Origin of the sequence: Desulfovibrio mangrovi, from assembly GCF_026230175.1 — a bacterium.
Lineage (GTDB): Bacteria > Desulfobacterota > Desulfovibrionia > Desulfovibrionales > Desulfovibrionaceae > Halodesulfovibrio > Halodesulfovibrio mangrovi.
Genome location: NZ_CP104208.1, coordinates 283,052 through 300,686, shown reverse-complemented (window position 1 = coordinate 300,686; position 17,635 = coordinate 283,052). Strand labels below are relative to the sequence as shown.

The following is a 17,635-nucleotide window of genomic DNA, read 5'->3' as shown; positions in this document are numbered from 1 at the left end:
AACATCACCAAACTAAATAAAAATTTTGATATATTTATAATTAATACACCACTTTTTATCCAACACAAACTACACTGCTTACACCACAAATAGTGCATTCATCCAGTGATGTATTATTATAAAAAACCACAAGCAGATCTATAGACATCCAAGGTCTGATCAACAATCATATCCCAATTATAGCTTGAAATAACATGCTCTCGGCCTGACATACCAATTTCATTCAAATTGTCCATACGTATCATCACTTCAATAGTTCTTTTTAAATCTACAACATTGCCAGACTCAAATGACAGGCAAAGACCTTCATCTAAACCTCCAACCACCTCTTTACACTCTGGAATGTCACTTGAAAGCGTAGGACAACCATAACTCATAGCCTCAAGCATTGCGATTGGCATACCTTCTAAATCTGACGGGATGACAAACATTTTAGCGTTAGAATAGGCTTCAGCTTTTTCCTCCCCGTACAAAGGACCGGTAAACACTATCCGACTATCATTACCGGCAATTGTCTTGAGTTTATCAAAATATCCATCGCTATGTGAGCCACCACCAACAATAAGAAGCTTTAAATCTGTATCAATTTGCCGAAAGGCCTCAAGCAAATAATGGATACCTTTCTCGGGAACCAAACGACCCAACGAAAGAATATATCTTCCCGGATCAACTCCAAACCTAGCAAGCATCTTTAAAGGCATCAATTCTGGACTGTCTATCCCGTTGGGAATATAGAAAGCATCACAATTGAATTCTTGCTTGTAATAGCTCTGCAGCGCTTGGGAAACAACTATCGTACTTGAAGGCGAGTTAGCTGATGTCCAAGCTCCAGCTCTAAGCACCATAGACGCGAACCGCCCCCACTTGGCACGCAAAAAATCAAGCCCATGAACTGTTACAACCGTCGAGACGCCGGCCAATCTCGGCACCCAGGAGAGGAGAGAGGGGCCCGTCGCATGGAAATGGACGACATCATAGCCAACAAGAGTTGAAGGAACCGCAAGTCCAGTATGGGTTATTGCTTCAAGATGCTTACTATACATAGCCGGTCTATTTACAAGACGAACGCCTTTAAACTCCGTACCCACATTATTGTATTGCTTCCGGCAAAAAACTGTCACTTCATGCCCCAGAGCGACCATCCGAGTAGACAACTCCTGCACATGACGCTCAATTCCGCCGGAACATTCCCCACCAATGCTACGAAGACCTAGAACTGCTATTTTCATTTTATTTAAAACGCCAATTAATCTCTTTGCCCATAAGAGACCTCAACTTGTTCTTAATGACCCATTTGGCCGGAGTAGCAAGGTCTTTTTTCATGGCAGGTGCAGCACTCCCAACCATCCAGCACTGTTTATCACATTTACCAACCTTAGAACGAACTTCCTTTGCGGCATCACTATTCCAAATCTCTTCAAAACTTTGTGCCTTGATATTACCCATGCTTTCTTCCATACCATTACAGGGCCGGATCTCACCATAAGGATCCATAAAGAATAAATCGGAACCAACTTCGCAAGGCAGTAGACGCTCATTTCCACGAACATAGTTTGCCAAGCCATAATTAAAGTACGCCCTAAACCAGTTCTTTGGACGATTAGTTTTAAGCAGGCGCTCAGCAACTCTCTTAAACTGACTAGAAATCATCTCTACATCATGAAACTCATTATCAAACTTATGGAAATAATAAGTGTTGTGCATTGCAGCCGTTGCAAACTCAAGCCCCATGGCCTCAGCTAATTCATACAACTCGACCATATCCTTGGCGTTTCGATCAGACACAGTCGTACCAAAACCAATATCCTCTAGCCCCATCTGACGAAGCCCCAACAATGTCCTCACCCCATGATCAAAACCATTCTTCAAACCACGGAGTTCATCATTGGCAGCAGGAAGCCCCTCAATACTAATACGGAACCCCACCCTTGGAAAAAAGCGCTCAGCGACTGCCAAAACTCTATCTGTGTAAAAACCATTCGTACTTACCACCATTCGATCAGTCTTCGAAAGAACGACCTCGATAATATCTTCAATATCTTTACGAAGAAATGGCTCACCTCCAGTCACATTTGCAAAACGATACCCCCCGGGAAGTTTTTCAAGATCCTGTGGGGAGACTTCATCTTTATTCTTTGAAGGAAACTGCCAAGTATTACACATATGGCATTTAGCGTTACACTTATATGTAACAGCTAAAAGAGCTTCTGGCGGGTTTGGGATATCATTCATGTTCATTATACCTATTATCTTCTTACGAATGAAGGACCTTACTATATATATCCATAAGTCCTTGGTTATGGGCAGCTAAAGAGTACTTATCTTCGACTTTTGCTCGAGCGGCACGCCCAAGCCTTCTCCTCAACTCAACATCTCCCATCAACATAGTCAGTTTTAAGACCAACTCATCAGCGTCCCCCATCGTAAAGAGCGCACCGGAAACACCATCTTCAACTTGTTCCGGGATGCCCCCGACCTTAGAACCGACAACAGGCTTTCCGTATGCCATAGCTTCCAGAACAACCATTGAACAGTTCTCATACCATTCCGAAGGAACAACAACACAAGAAGACCTTGCGATAAGCCTAGTCAACTCATCTCCACTTTTATAACCAGTAAAGACTACATCAGAATAATTCTCGCGGAGCGACTCAAGCAAAGGCCCTGTGCCAACGATTTTTAATTGAGGCTTTATCTTGAGTTTTTGGTAAGCTTTAAGGAGCGTGGGCACCCCTTTTTCTTTTGAAAGACGACCTAAATAAAGTATATATCCATTGTCTATTTCACTCGGTAGAATGGCCTCCGTGTCGATACCATTGTAAAGCACTCTCACCTGCCCCAATTCAGGCCTTACCGCTTCAATCTTCTCAGCTAAGAAATAACTCGGAGCAATGAAACAATCGACTCCTTCATAGCTTTTCATCAACCTGTGGAAATAAGCTTCAATGGCAAGAAGGGCACTTTTCATTATAGATCGCTGACAATCTTTGAGTATGGTTTTATAGTAATACTTACCCTTACACTCATCACAAATACTTTCGTGGCACAAGCTCAAGTAGTTTGGGCAAACAAGCTTTGTATCATGGAGTGTCAGAATAACTTTAACCCCCCTGCTCTTCAACGCAGGAATGATAGATGGAGTTAATTGGTGATATATATTATGTAAGTGAGCTATATCAGGACGGGTCTCTTCCACAAGCTTCGAAATTTTTGAAACCGCCTCAACGGAATGTATAAAAGACAACGCAGTTTTAAAACTTGATGACTTTTTAAAATCAAAATTTTTAACAAAATATGAGCCATATGCGGAAGCAATATTCCGAGGGTCCTTCATTGAAAAGTCAATGACTCCATGACCCTGATTGCGCAAATACTCTCGCTCTTGAAAAAAAACAGTCTCGGAGCCTCCATTAAGAAAGAAGAACTTGTTAGCTAAAAGAACTTTCATAACCCCACCATCTACTCAGCGTTATTTTAGACTTCAATTTAGGCAAGCTGCAATAACCTCGCCCTAGTGTCTAATTGAATGTGCAGAAATCACGAACATCAATTACTTCCATCCTTCGACCAATAAATGTCCGAAAAATTAATTGCTGGGGATACATCCCCACACTCAATCAACAGCCTAAGTGAACTCACCGTCTAACCTACTCATTTACCATCTCACAAAACAAAAATCTGCACTGTACCATTCCCCCCGTTCTTAGTCATTATGACTGGCTGATACAGAGTACTCCCTCTTTATCGCGTGCTCTACAAGGATATCCAAACATCCTCGGCGATCATTACCGACAACATATAGTCCGTATCCTCTCCCCGCTGAACAAATTGTCAGCCACAAAATCCATGGCCTAACACTGGTCAAATGCGAAGAGTTCTGGGCGATCCATGCGTCGCCTAACCGTGATGTGCTCAGTGGTCTCCAGGAACAAGAATTAAGCCCTTCTGCACAGCAGAACCAGTGAACTTTCTTGTTCTTTACATCCCCCCATCACGTCTAAACATAGGATACATCCTGTGGCTACCAGAGCGCACTCGGCTCTGCGCTATGTCAGAAAAACTTGGAAGCAGAGGGACATCATCATCTCTTACAGCTTTATAATAATAGCTAGAACGTCCTAAGCCAAGGACTGGACATCTGCCTCGTATGCTGATTTTGTAAGCCTACTTCAAATATCCAGCTACGCAGGTCAACTGAGTAGGCTTTAAAACTATTTCGCTAAAACATCCTTCAGCTGCTTATCGGATAGAGGTCTGCTACAAGCTTTTTAAGTTGCATTTTTCTTCAAGCAGCTTGAGGCTACTTACTTCTCCCACTCCAAGTTCCCAATCTTTATTCCAGTTATCGAAAGGCGCCTCTGAAATCCCCATTTTGCAGCAGGCTTCACTGGCCTTAGTGCCTCTCTCAGTCTGGCACAGGGCAAAAGTTACCTACCCATTAGTAAGCTTGTTTTTCTTCGCCCCCCCCTCCCCCCCTTGTCCTTGTGGTAAGCTCGTTTGCCAAAAGTCTCTATTTCTGAATGATCCAATTTACCGGAAAGGAGTCAACCCTGCACTACATATGACATTAAAATACTTGAAAATCCTTGAGTGTTTTCGCCAATCAGGCCAGACTGATGGGCTGCAACATAGTTAAGACACCTCAACAACACTGTAAAATCAGGAGAGGCTCTATGAGTATATCTCAACACTTGCTCAATAAAGCACTTCGTATTTCCATTGGGATTAGCTATTGCAGACATTGGTTACTATTCAGCCAATCCCAAAAACAGTGGTTCCCAATATACAACTGCAGCAGAACTAAACAAATTCGCTCAACACAAAACCATACGACATCTTAAAAAAAGATATCATAGAGTCCAACTTATCGTCACAGTAATAAAATTACAATCTACAGAGTCGCAAACCACTTTACATCCAACTACAAAAATCAAAGTATCAACTTTTATTTAAACAAAAAAACAAATCCAAATATCTCATCAGAAAAATCAACTTCACACTATGACACTTTTATTATATAGCTCTCTTTCACATCCTCATAAACACTTGACAAAAAAAAATACCACCCCTGGAAAAACAGAATTTTTTGCAGAAAAAACTCTGCAATTGCTCATATATCAATATAGAGACAACATTCAAATAATAATGATTTTCAGAAAATCACTTATATTACTAAATCATAATAGAAAAACATAAAAATTATCTATTTTTTTGTTAGAACAACTCAGTAGATGCATCACTGCTTGATAAAAATTGTTTTATAGTCTTTTACTTTCCAGGACAAAAGATTGTACTCATCACCTGAGGTGAAGTTCAAAATGTCCAACTCATCTTGACAAACCTTGCTTTCCATGTCGTATCTTCTAAAATCAACAGACGAATACTTCTCATTTAAAGCAGGCTTCAAATCACTTGAATATCTATCTTTACCTGAAACTTTTTGCCACTCTCTCAAAGAGTAAGACCCATGTTTGGAGTGATAGTAGATGTGTGAATCATATTCTGAGCCCACAATATTGCAATTTGAGGTCAAAAACGAAATATCCTCCACTCGATGATCAATCGCTAACTGTGCACCAACAAAAGTACTCGGACGTGAGTTGTTCCAGATAAAATTACTAAACAAAACCGTATTTCCTCCTGAGTTCAACTTCACCCCACAGTTATAATTATCATATAAGATATTATCAGTAACTATAACATTCTGCCCATTTCCAACTTCGACACCATTCTTATTATCAACACTCAAACACCCAGAAATCAACGAATTAAAACCTTCCCCCCCCTTAAAACTAAAACCGTTTTCTGCATTTCCATATGACACACAACGTATAAAAACACTCTGCTTGTCACTTTCGCCGGCTGTATCAAACCCTGAAGACAAAGTTGTTTCATTATTCGCTGAGATGGTATCTATCACATATACAGAATCACCACCCTGAATTGCGATGCCGTCCACATTGTGGGAGCCAATCTTTATACCACTATTTTCTACATATGAATTTGACACAACAACATCATCACTAGCGGTTATCAGCATACCATTCCTTCCACTGTCTCTAACAACAACCTGATCAATTTTGATGCTCATTGAGCCATGTATGTAAATTCCATGCCCTGCACTACGCTCAATCTGAATATTTTTTAAGCTGAGCCCTGAAATTTTTTCAACATCTACTCCGTTTCCAGCGTCATTTACTATTTTTAAATCTGATATATCCCATCCACCAGCCCCCATGAAACTTCGGTAATAGACACCTTTTACCTGAGGCTTCCTATCGCCCTCTCCAGTAACGACAATTGGCATATCGGGCATCCCACTCCCTCTTAACTCAAGAACCTGCTCTTTAAAACCGATCCCACAGATGACTACCTTGTCGCCTGCTACAAGCTTTATTTTTTTGATATATTCCAACTTATTATAAGGCCTCACGCGTGAACCATTCCCATTACCGACACCCTCTTTGGAAAAGAAGAACGTCCGAGCAGAAACATCATGGGGGAGAGCCACTACCAATAGAACAACAAGCAGCATAAGGGGGCTATAAGCACTCGTCATATAGATCATATATTTCCCCCCCTATGTAATTTCGTGAATAACAAGCCTCTACCCTTTCCCTAGCGGCCTTCCCCATTGCTATTCGTTTATCCACATTAACAATCAACTCCTCGCAAGCTAAAGCCAGCTCTTTAATATATACATCCTTCTTACAAATGGGAATCTTCACCCCAACCTCTGCATCCACACTGACCGCAGGCCCCCCATAATCAGTAGTTACAACAGGTAATCCACAAGCCATGGCCTCCAACACCGCCACCCCACCAGGCTCCCTCAAGGAAGGGAGGCAAAAAATGTCGGAAGCAAACATATGATCAATCACAGTATCTCTAGAAACGGCCCCACAAAGGCGAACTTTGTCACCGAGTTTCAACTTCAAAACCAATTCACGCACCTTATCCCGCAAACTACCATCACCTAATATTGTTAAAGTCACATCATGACGCGATGCAATTTCTGAAAAAGCTTCAAGCAACAAAAGGATCCCCTTGCTTCTTTCAAGCCTTGCTGCATAAAGAATTACAGTAAAATTACTCCACCGTTGAACACTCCTAGAAAACATCTCCATATCAACACATGTATCAAACAATACGCGATACTTACCGCGCCGTAATATTGGAAGCATAGCTTTTAATTGCTCGGTACCAACAATAACACATCGAGACTCTTCAAAAAACTTTCTCAAAAAAGGAGAGTTACGAACAACTGTATAGATAACACTTCGAGGAAAAGCCTTCACATACTCCACAACACCAAACTCGATAGGCGTCATGAGCCCCCCACCTAATGGCCCCACAATATAAGGGATAGACAACTGAGGAAGCCACAATGCATAAGTATAAAAACTGGATGGAGTCAAAAAATGAACACAATCAAAATGCGCCTTGTCGAAATTATTCTTCAAAAAATTGAGTGAAGTAAGAATAAATAAATAATGGGAAATAAAATAAGCTTTTAGCTTCAGGAGCACCGAACTACCCCAAAATGAACAGTCGACAAATTCAAACTCTACGTTTGGGAAATCCTCAGAATGAATATCCGCTTCATGCCGCTTGTCAACCATGACAAGAAGTTGGTACCGCCTAGACAGCTCTCTAACCCACAAGCAAGCTTTTCCGGCTTCTGACCCCAGCCTCGGATTTAAATCATATGCTATTACAAATATGCTTTTCATAGCTCTTCGACTAGCGCTTGATAGTTTCGAAACATTATACGATCAGACAAGTAATCACGAACAAATTGTTGAGCATTTTTACCGAGCCTAGCCCGTTCTTGAGAAGTACTCAGCCTACTAATTGCATTCTCAATTTCCGATACCGATCCTGGTGGGATAATAATACCTGTATCTCCGTTAGAGATCATCTCGCGAGCTCCGCCGATATCGGTAATTACACACGGCAAAGCGTAGGCCATGGCCTCCAATACCGCATTGGAAAATGTCTCTACAGCTATTGAAGGAAGAATAAAGACATCTGTTTGTTCTAGAATAGGCCTAACATCATCGAGACTGCCATAAAACACCACAGCCAGAGAATTCTCTTCAGCAAATGCTTTAAGCTCATTAAGGCAAGGCCCTGAGCCCACAACACTATAAGTAACATGCCGACAACTCTCTCGGGTAAGAGCTTTAAGAACATTAATGTGTCCCTTCTCCGGCGACAACCTGCCAACAGTTGTTATCCTAATCCTTCCTGATTCAGCATACGAACCTTTTTTGGAAAAATACTCTGAATCTACGCCATTATATACAACATGTGAATCTCTTGATCTTACATTGTAGTATGCTTTCCACTCTTCCTGTTGGACTTTTGCTCCAAAAACAATATTTGTCTTGTTAATAAAATGAGAATAAACATATTTCGTAAGCAAAGAATGGCGTTTCTTATATATACGTGATGTATTAATACATGATATTATCCGAAGCGAAGATTTTAAAAATGTCGATATTAAAGAAGAATAAAAAGATAATTTTGGGTTCATGCAAAAAATAATATCTATATCTTTTCGTATCGCAATACAATCTATCAACCCCCAAATCCAAAAAAAATACATATCCTTCAAAGAAATACAATCTACCCCAGGCTCCAATTCGGACTTTAGACCGAGATCATCCCCAACAACAATAAGAGACACTTTGTATTTCTTATTAAAATGATTACAAAGCTTTACAACTTTCCTTTCGGATCCTCCCATCGCCAAATTATAAAGGAGAAAGGCTATCTTCATTTGACAACCTCCGAATACTGCCTCAGCACATCAGAAACAATTACTTCGACCGAATGCCTGACTTGAGCCACTTCCTTCATAGAACGAGACTGCCTAACTGAATAATTCTCATCCTGAAGCATCCTTAGAAGTTGGCTTGCAAGTTCAGAATGATCATCCGACTTGTAACACACTTTGAAGTCACCATCCACAAGCGACGGTATACCGCCGACTTCAGCAACAACCTGAGGTATTCCAACAAGCTGAGCCTCCGCAAGGCTATTCGATGAGTTTTCCAAATGAGAGGGCATTACATACACCCTACTACGTTGCATCATGCTGGCCAACTCGACATCAGTTAGAGTTCCCAGAAATGAAACATTGTCATTCAAGCCCAGTTTTTTTGTCAAATTAAAGATATACGAAGAGTAGCCATAATTTTCAAAGTTCCCTGCCACAAACAACTCAACCTGAGAAATCTGCTTTTTAACCATTGCCAATGCTCGCACAAGCACATCTAAACCTTTGTAAGGCACATTTTTAGACACACAAAAAATTGAATTTGGCCTAGCTAAATTAATATCCCAATTGGTCTTATAAAACACTTCTCTTAAGATTTCACCACGATGATAATATGTTGCGTCATTACGATACTTTAATACTATTGACTTATCCCATTCAGTTCGCCCACAATAAATACTATTTCGATCAAATATTTTTTTCTCCATCTTCGCTCGAAATCTATACCGATAATAGTCTTTCAAGCATGCCTTTTTAAGCCTTACGATCCATTCGGCCGTCCCCCAGTATACTGGCAGCAATTCATTTATGACGCCTTGAATGTTAACAATGCAAGGTATATCTAGCCCCTCAGAAGCAAGACCGTAGTATTGCTCAGTTCCAAAAACATCAAACAGGTCAATGCTGTAGTCACGAACCACATCATGAACATCTCGTACAAACTGCCCAGTAAGATACGACTCAGTCTCACGTAGCTTAATAATGTGAAAAGTTATATTATTACTGATAAATGACTCAGACCTCTTGACCATTTTTGTTGCCCACAAAATATGCAAATCTATTTCTGATTCAATCAACACTTTCGCCAAAGACTGGAGCCAGCCGCCTAAAGCCACCGGTGGCAATGACAAATGCCTACAAACATCAGGAAAAGGGACATTAACTGCCCATAATATTCTCATTCCCCCTCCATCGGTAGCGGTCTGACAGTTAAAGGATTGCCATATGCGATTGAATTAGGTGGAACGTCTTTGGTGACAACCGCACCGGCACCAATCACACTATTCTCTCCGATACTCACCCCTTTAAGGATGACAGCATTCATACCCACCCAAACATTCTCGCGAATAACGACAGGTTGAGAATTCTTTATAGTATTAAATCTATTTGCACGACGATCTGAAGGAGACACGCTATGCCAATCGCAATCTGTAATAATGACATTTGAGCCAACAATGGTTCCATCGCCTATCGAAATATTTGAAGCACAACCAATTTGTATACCGCTGACACCAACTTCTCTTCCGAATGTAAGAGTAGCCCCTTCAGCGACATTAATAAAACAGCGCCTACAACCGATCGAGTTAACGAAAGAAGTAGACCTAAATATGCATTTGTCCCCTACTCTTAAACTAGCTGTGTTTGCCAACCTTATTTGTGGATAGCCATCGAAGATTGCTGCCCCCTCAAAGCATACGCCATACAATTTTAACATATTCTTACAGACACCAGAACTCGTCCATATATACAAAATTTTAAATACATTATAAATTTTATTTACTATAATCCTACAAGACATGAATCACCTCATTATATCATGCTAGATGCAACCATTCAAAGCAACACTATTTTTCAAGCAATTCTGAATAGTATGCCCGCAAAGAGACGTATGGAAGAAGAAATGTAAAGGACAAGTATTGAGTTGTACCTGATACGTTAAACATGCTAAACACTAAATTAAAAACCATAGCGGAAGTCAATATCACGACAGCAAAATCCTCACGCCCCCTATTTTTAACTGACACCAAAATGAGTCTAATTTGATCAAGAACAATGAATAAAGAAAAAATGAAACCAATATAACCATAATAAAAAAGCATCTCCAAGAGATAATTGTGAGGTATTATCTCATAATAATATATAGTACGAACGGTTATTCCTTCTCGCTTTTTTGCCTTCTTAAGAGAATACAATTCATCACTAATATCCTTCCCCCATATCCCACGTTCACCTATGGTTGCCCACGTATTTGAGTAGGCATCTAACCGCCCAACATAATTTTTCTGCTTAGTGTCAAAAGTAGTTTCATAGCGATCAATCATATCAACAACATAGTCAGATGGCCCAAACACGACGTAACCCAAGGCAACCAACACAACGACTCCAGCCAGCAAACCTCCTTTAAGCAGCCTCTTTGAAAGGACAAAATACAGACAAAAAGAAATCACAAGAGCGACAATCCCACTGCGATGCCCTTCCAAAAAACAAACAACAAGAGATGATACCAAAGGAAAGAAATAAAAATAATTTCCACGAGTTAAAACCACATGAAAGGAATAGAATATTGGTATTGAAATAATAAAATATACCAATCCACCAAAAGGATGTGACTCATATCCACCTGAAAAAACATGTAATAAATACTGAACCATATTTAAAATAGTGAAGACTATGAGTATACAGCCAAATCTATGCAAGTACTTTTCTCTAAAAAACACATACCATGCATAAAGCAAAACCATTCCAGACTGCAAAGTAAGATACCGCCTCAAAAACTCAACACTGACAGTATTTTGTACGCAAAATATTTTAACTGCTGAAAATATAAGTATTAAAGCAATAAAATAAAAAATTTTGTCGTACTTCAGACTTCTCAACTTTATTATAATCAAAAAGAACGAAAATAAAAAAGAAAAGTCATGTAGATACAACTCAACACCACCAATACTAACATAATTATTAACAACTAATCCAAGTTTATTAAAATTCAATACAAGAACGGAAATGACCATCAACCATACGGTGCCAAACCCCAAGAACCTGACTAGCACGAAATCTTCCCTTTTAGCATATAACCTCTAAGACTCTCCGTAGCCAACAACTTCACCCCAACCCACTTCACCAAAGCAGCAACACACAACAAAAACGACACCCCCCCCCTAACAAGCGACTGGTGACAGAAACAGAATCTTAACAGACTTTTATACATCCATGGAAACCTTATATCTGTAAAACTACGAAGAAATTCTTTGCGTGTCATATTCTTCAAACTAAAAAAGAAACTCTTTTTACAATCCTCTTCTGTGTATATGCAACAATCGACACATATGACAGTTTTAATTCCCTTTGTCTTTGCCCTCAAGCCATACTCAAGATCAGAAAAATTATGCGGAAATCTAGCAGCATCAAAAACACCTATTTCATGTATTACCGAACAAGGCACAAGAAGCAACCTTGATGATACTGTATCAACTACAAAGTTCGCAACCAACTGATTAACAGACTTACCTCTATTAACATCTCTCACTCGCGGGTAATAGCCAGGATTACTTTCCATCCCAGACTTGACAACCTTCCCAGTACTACAATCTAACGTAACAACGCCGTATAACTGATTACAGCCACAGCAATACATCCCAACCAGACGAGTCAAGGTACCGGGCACGAACTTAATGTCGTCATTTGCAATAATACAATATGAATACTTATCTACACAATACTCAAAACCAAGATTAACACCACCTGCCCACCACAAATTGCCATCTCCAACTAGAACAGTAACATCAGGAAATTTAGATTTTATTGCACGACTAGTACCATCTACAGACCCATCATCAACCACCACTACATCTATTTGCAATCTTTTTCGTTCTTTATCGATCATTTGCAAAAAATCCATAGTAACCTGCATCCTGTTATGAACAGGCAATATGATACAGCCCAACATCATCTCCTCACAATTTTAATTAATTCATCTTTAATCACTTTACTTGATAACAAAACACTAACTACCAGCTGAACTCCTCCGACAAGGGATATCGCTATCAAAAAAGACAAAATCGACTCTTCATGCAAGCTCAACGGGTTGTACCAATATAAGGCAAGTGCGCTAAGAAGAACGCACACTCCCAAATACTTTACCCGATCAAATAGAAAAAACTGAACATTATCACAGACCATTATCCGCCTGTTAAAGTACACAATCGAGAGAACAAAAACCGCTTCCACAACGACGATACCAACTGCCCCCCCCATCAGGCCAAACCTACTAACTAAGAACGACACAAACGCCGCCATAACAAAACACTGGACAATATTAACTAACGCCAACAACTTAACATTATTTGTACCTAACATGAAATTCGACGGTATAATTGTCAAAGAACTCAAATAATAAGCTACTACCATAATACGCAAAGGATCTGCTCCCACCCCTGCAACCTCACGGCCAACCCACATCTCCAAAACAACACCAGCATAAACTACAAGCAAAACGAAAACCGGTGTAGTTAAAATAGATACAACCTCATTAGCCAACATATATATCTTATTCCGTACCGTATTATCATTTCGAGACAATTTGCCAACTAGTGGAAAAAACACTTGCAACGCATTCCCCAATACAGAATTTATAACTCCCATCAACTGTGTTATAATACTATATACTCCAACCCCCTCAACACCGACAAACCGACCAACGATAACGGTTGGAAATGATGCAATAAAAACTCTACAAAACCTTGAACAAACTACCCATGAAGCGAAATCAAAAAAACACTTCACTTCTCTAAATTTAAACCAACCGAGCCTTAGCAAACACCTAGCATAATAATACACAACCAGCACAGACAACACCATTACTAATGATGCAGAAATTAAACGTGCAACAAACATATATACAACATCATATCCATTATACAAAAATATTAATATTAAAACAGATGACATTAACGATCTCATAAAAATTAAAAAACTATAGATACTAAAATAATTTAAACCTTTCAATATTGAGAAAAACACCTCTGTGACCATAATAACTAGCAAATTAAGAGAACCAACAATCAATCCATCCATCAACTTGCCAACACTATCGCCTGAAGTGAAAAAACAAGAAATTTCACTTCTAAAAAAATAAAAAAACAATCCAATAATACATCCAGCTAAGATTTGTATACTGAGCCCTACAGCAACTATCGCTCTTGCATTTTCCTCATCTACATCGCTTTTCAGATGCGAAACAAAGTAAACTATAGTTGGAGCAACCCCCATCTGAAACAAAATAACATAGTCCAAAAATCGATTTATGAGTGAGTATATGCCGTACCCATCTATTCCGACCATCTTGACGTAATACGGCAAAAGGAAAAAGTTAAGCGCAAGCAAAGCAAACTGAAATATGGTTAGCCAACCGATATTCTTTATTACCCCACGTATCATTTTTTTAAAACGACCTCCCTCTCGAACTCAGCTTCAAGCGCTATAAAAAAAAATAAAAAAACGTGAAGTCATGCCACTTATTTTTTGATCCAATAAAACTACCGTTCGAATGCCTCAGGACTTTTACAGCCAAGAAAAACCTGCTGCCTTTTTCGATCACAAAACGCTTCAAAAGAGAGAGAAAGGCTTCCTGCCGAAGCACATTGCGCGCGACATTGTTTCCCGAGCGCACCTCTTCACTTTGAGTTTGCCGAAGAAGCTACCTGTGACCTCCCCCCTTCGGCTCATGCTGTATTAGAATCCTCAACAATCAAGCACAGAGGTGAATATCCTACTGGAACATTGCCCACCCATGCTCGCTATGACGCTCTAGGTCAGAGCCTGACTTTACATGTTTAACAGCAGCCATCAGGACATGGTAGGCAATTGGGATATCTGTCCGCTCTGACATTGCCCTGCCATCACACGTTTCAAAAACAAATCAAAAATAACAGCAAGGTACAGCCCGCATTCAACTGCTATAGACACGCTATTACTGCCGTCCACGTTTGACATGACCTAGTAACTCTTTGGCCACACAAGGAAAGACTTTCACATTTGCCGGATAGCAACATCTACGACACACTTTGAATTCAGCTCATCCGACTACATGATTCTTCTTACGAACTTACGACAACACCGCAAGTCCGTTTCCTCTATGAAACCCTTATCGATTTCTCGGTATCCATAAACTCGGATACTTCACTGGTGATAAAACTGCACTGTCTTTCGCAGCAACTGACACCAGCTAGCTGAAGAAATCTCTATGGGACTAATCCATCCCCAAAACCGCTTGGACTTACCATGGCGATTATAGAAAATAATATTCTTGAATACTCACCGTTTTGGCTCTTAACCCACGCCTACATCTACTGAGACTCCTTGGCAAAATCCCCGCAGCTTTCTTGAGATGTCGCTCTCAAGACGACGTCCTGCATCCCCCTCTTGGAACACCTTAATATCCTTTATAGTGGCGTTTATTTAATAATAGGGAATCCCCCACAAGCGCGCAAAGATTACCCCCTTCACAGACTGCCACGAACTGCACCCCAGCTACTCCCCGGCTTCGCGGCACGAGAACTCCACTCTGAAACAAGCTCGCTGGCGAACTTTTTGATCACTTTCGAATAGCTGATCGTTCACATTTACTTCCCTTCATGGGTGGACGACAACATCTCGCTTCGTGTCTGTCATCTATAGATAAGCTCAGCTCATCCCTTACTGGAACACCCAGCACCTGATCCACACGACTTTTTTGTATAGTATTCCATAGCCCGAGAAATTCCATCCTGCAGATCAACCTGAGGGCGCCAACCCAATAAGCTGATTTTACTAACATCTAATACTTTTTTTAAAGTTCCATCTGGCTTTGTCACATCCCATATAATGCCTCCATCATACCCCACAACAGCTGCCAAAATCTCTGAGACTTTTTTAATAATCAAATCTTCACCTGTTCCGATATTCAACAACTCTGTTGTATCACTCTCAAACATCACGAAAATACATGCATCAGCCATATCATCTACGTAGAGAAATTCTCGATAAGGACTTCCCGTCCCCCAGAGGACAACCTTGCAATTACTCGCGTCTCTTTCGTAGCAGCCTATGGACTTCTTGATATCTTCAGGAATCTTGCCCCATTTTTTTTCATCTGTATCTATGGCGTCCCAATCTCCGTCCATTGCAAGCTTCCCTAAATAAAACTTACGCATCAAAGCTGGCAGCACATGAGATGTTTCAAGGTCAAAATTATCTCCAGGCCCATAAAGATTGGTCGGCATAACAGGCACAAACGATGTACCATACTGCGCATTATACGCGTGGCACATTTCAATCCCTGCTATCTTTGCTACTGCATATGGAGAATTGGTCGGCTCCAGAGGACCCGTCATCAGATACTCTTCTTTGATCGGTTGTTGTGCCATCTTTGGGTATATGCATGAACTACCCAAAAAAACCAAACGCTTCACCCCATGCAACATGCTTTGATGCATCACATGATTCTGAATAGTCATGTTTTCGTATATAAACTGACCACGATACGTATTATTGGCCATAATGCCGCCAACCTTCGCGGCAGCGAGAAACACGTATTCCGGCTTTTCTGCAGCAAAGAAATCTGCAACAGCCTGCTGGTTCAAAAGGTCGAGCTCACTATGCGTGCGAGTGACAAGGTTGGTATACCCTTTAGCCTTTAATTGCCGAACAATGGCAGAACCAACCAGCCCACGATGCCCAGCAACATAAATCTTTGCGTGTCTATTCATTGCTAAGCCTATTCGAAATTATTCAGAGTCTGGAACCCACTGGTTTTACATAGATGGTCACGCTGAGCTTCTTGCAGGTCAGCCTTAACCATCTCCTCTACAAGTTGATCAATACTAACCGTTGCCTGCCAGCCAAGCTTTTCTTTAGCCTTGGAGGGGTCACCTAAAAGGAAATCAACCTCTGTTGGTCGGAAATAGCGCTTATCCACTCGCACCATAATCTTACCACTCATTGAATCCCGACCGACCTCATTAAGCCCCTCACCTTCCCACTCTATTATGAATCCAACGCTTTTAAATGCTTTTTCAACAAACTCCCGCACAGATTGCGTTTGACCTGTCGCAACGACAAAATCTTCGGGTTGCTCTTGCTGCAACATCAGCCACATCGCTTCAACATAGTCGCGTGCATGTCCCCAGTCCCGCTTAGAATCCAAGTTTCCGAGGTACAATTCATCCTGCAGCCCCAGGCGAATACGCGCTACTGCACGTGTAATCTTGCGAGTAACAAACGTCTCACCCCGAATTGGAGATTCGTGGTTAAACAAGATACCATTGCAGGCATACATGCCGTAGGCTTCACGATAGTTTACCGTGATCCAATAACCATACACCTTTGCTGCCGCATAGGGGCTGCGTGGATAAAAGGGAGTTGTTTCTTTCTGTGGCGTCTCGACAACCTTGCCAAACATCTCACTCGTAGAGGCCTGGTAGAAACGAGTTTTGCCTTCTAACCCCAAAATGCGAATAGCTTCCAGAATACGAAGAGTACCAAGCGCATCTGAGTTAGCAGTATATTCAGGTGACTCGAAAGAAACCTGCACATGACTTTGAGCAGCAAGGTTATAGATTTCGTCCGGAACAATTTTCTGAATCAGACGAATCAAGCTAGTGGAGTCAGTCATGTCCCCATAATGCATAAAAAAGCGCACATTATCTTCATGGAGATCAGAGTATATATGGTCAACACGCGCTGTGTTAAAAGAAGATGCACGACGCTTTAGACCATGCACCTCATATCCTTTACTCAACAGCAATTCAGCTAGATAAGCGCCATCCTGACCAGTAACACCAGTTATAAGAGCAACCTTTTTCGACATGACAG

The 17,635-nt window shown here is 40.8% G+C and carries 13 protein-coding genes; all 13 read right to left on the bottom strand.

The features are described 5' to 3' along the window. Positions 1-116: 116 nt before the first annotated feature. Entirely contained in the window at positions 117-1,229 is a 1,113-nt protein-coding gene (locus N1030_RS01245) for a glycosyltransferase family 4 protein (RefSeq protein ID WP_265827168.1), read from the bottom strand. 1 nt (position 1,230) lies between these two features. Then, positions 1,231-2,232, bottom strand: coding sequence for a radical SAM protein (locus N1030_RS01240; RefSeq protein ID WP_265827167.1), 1,002 nt, complete (start codon positions 2,230-2,232; stop codon positions 1,231-1,233). A 22-nt stretch (positions 2,233-2,254) separates the two neighbouring features. Beyond that, positions 2,255-3,448 (bottom strand): glycosyltransferase family 4 protein, encoded by a 1,194-nt coding sequence (locus N1030_RS01235; protein WP_265827166.1) that lies wholly within the window; start codon positions 3,446-3,448, stop codon positions 2,255-2,257. 1,788 nt (positions 3,449-5,236) lie between these two features. Continuing rightward, complete coding sequence (locus N1030_RS01230; RefSeq protein ID WP_265827165.1) at positions 5,237-6,568, bottom strand: right-handed parallel beta-helix repeat-containing protein; 1,332 nt, start codon at positions 6,566-6,568, stop codon at positions 5,237-5,239. Continuing rightward, positions 6,543-7,733 (bottom strand): glycosyltransferase family 4 protein, encoded by a 1,191-nt coding sequence (locus tag N1030_RS01225; RefSeq protein ID WP_265827164.1) that lies wholly within the window; start codon positions 7,731-7,733, stop codon positions 6,543-6,545. Before N1030_RS01225 ends, N1030_RS01230 begins: the two co-directional genes overlap by 26 nt. Next, positions 7,730-8,785: a glycosyltransferase family 4 protein gene (locus N1030_RS01220; protein ID WP_265827163.1), complete on the bottom strand. Its 1,056-nt coding sequence runs from the start codon at positions 8,783-8,785 to the stop codon at positions 7,730-7,732. Before N1030_RS01220 ends, N1030_RS01225 begins: the two co-directional genes overlap by 4 nt. Continuing rightward, entirely contained in the window at positions 8,782-9,966 is a 1,185-nt protein-coding gene (locus tag N1030_RS01215; protein ID WP_265827161.1) for a glycosyltransferase family 4 protein, read from the bottom strand. Before N1030_RS01215 ends, N1030_RS01220 begins: the two co-directional genes overlap by 4 nt. Beyond that, a complete protein-coding gene (locus tag N1030_RS17645; protein ID WP_276038094.1) occupies positions 9,963-10,583 on the bottom strand; it encodes an acyltransferase in 621 nt (206 codons plus the stop codon). The genes N1030_RS01215 and N1030_RS17645 overlap by 4 nt, the downstream gene beginning before the upstream one ends. Before the next feature lie 46 nt (positions 10,584-10,629). Further along, positions 10,630-11,835: an O-antigen ligase family protein gene (locus tag N1030_RS01205; protein ID WP_265827160.1), complete on the bottom strand. Its 1,206-nt coding sequence runs from the start codon at positions 11,833-11,835 to the stop codon at positions 10,630-10,632. Beyond that, the gene (locus tag N1030_RS01200) at positions 11,829-12,731 is read right to left on the bottom strand and encodes a glycosyltransferase family 2 protein (protein WP_265827159.1); all 903 of its coding nucleotides are present in this window, start codon (positions 12,729-12,731) and stop codon (positions 11,829-11,831) included. The genes N1030_RS01205 and N1030_RS01200 overlap by 7 nt, the downstream gene beginning before the upstream one ends. Beyond that, positions 12,731-14,221 carry an oligosaccharide flippase family protein gene (locus N1030_RS01195; protein WP_265827157.1) on the bottom strand — a complete coding sequence of 497 codons (1,491 nt, stop codon included), beginning with the start codon at positions 14,219-14,221 and terminating at the stop codon, positions 12,731-12,733. The genes N1030_RS01200 and N1030_RS01195 overlap by 1 nt, the downstream gene beginning before the upstream one ends. Positions 14,222-15,471: 1,250 nt before the next feature. Further along, complete coding sequence (locus N1030_RS01190; protein ID WP_265827156.1) at positions 15,472-16,530, bottom strand: GDP-L-fucose synthase family protein; 1,059 nt, start codon at positions 16,528-16,530, stop codon at positions 15,472-15,474. Between the two features lie 8 nt (positions 16,531-16,538). Next, on the bottom strand, positions 16,539-17,630 hold the full coding sequence (gene gmd, locus N1030_RS01185) for a GDP-mannose 4,6-dehydratase (RefSeq protein WP_265827155.1): 1,092 nt from the start codon (positions 17,628-17,630) through the stop codon (positions 16,539-16,541). Positions 17,631-17,635: the final 5 nt, after the last annotated feature.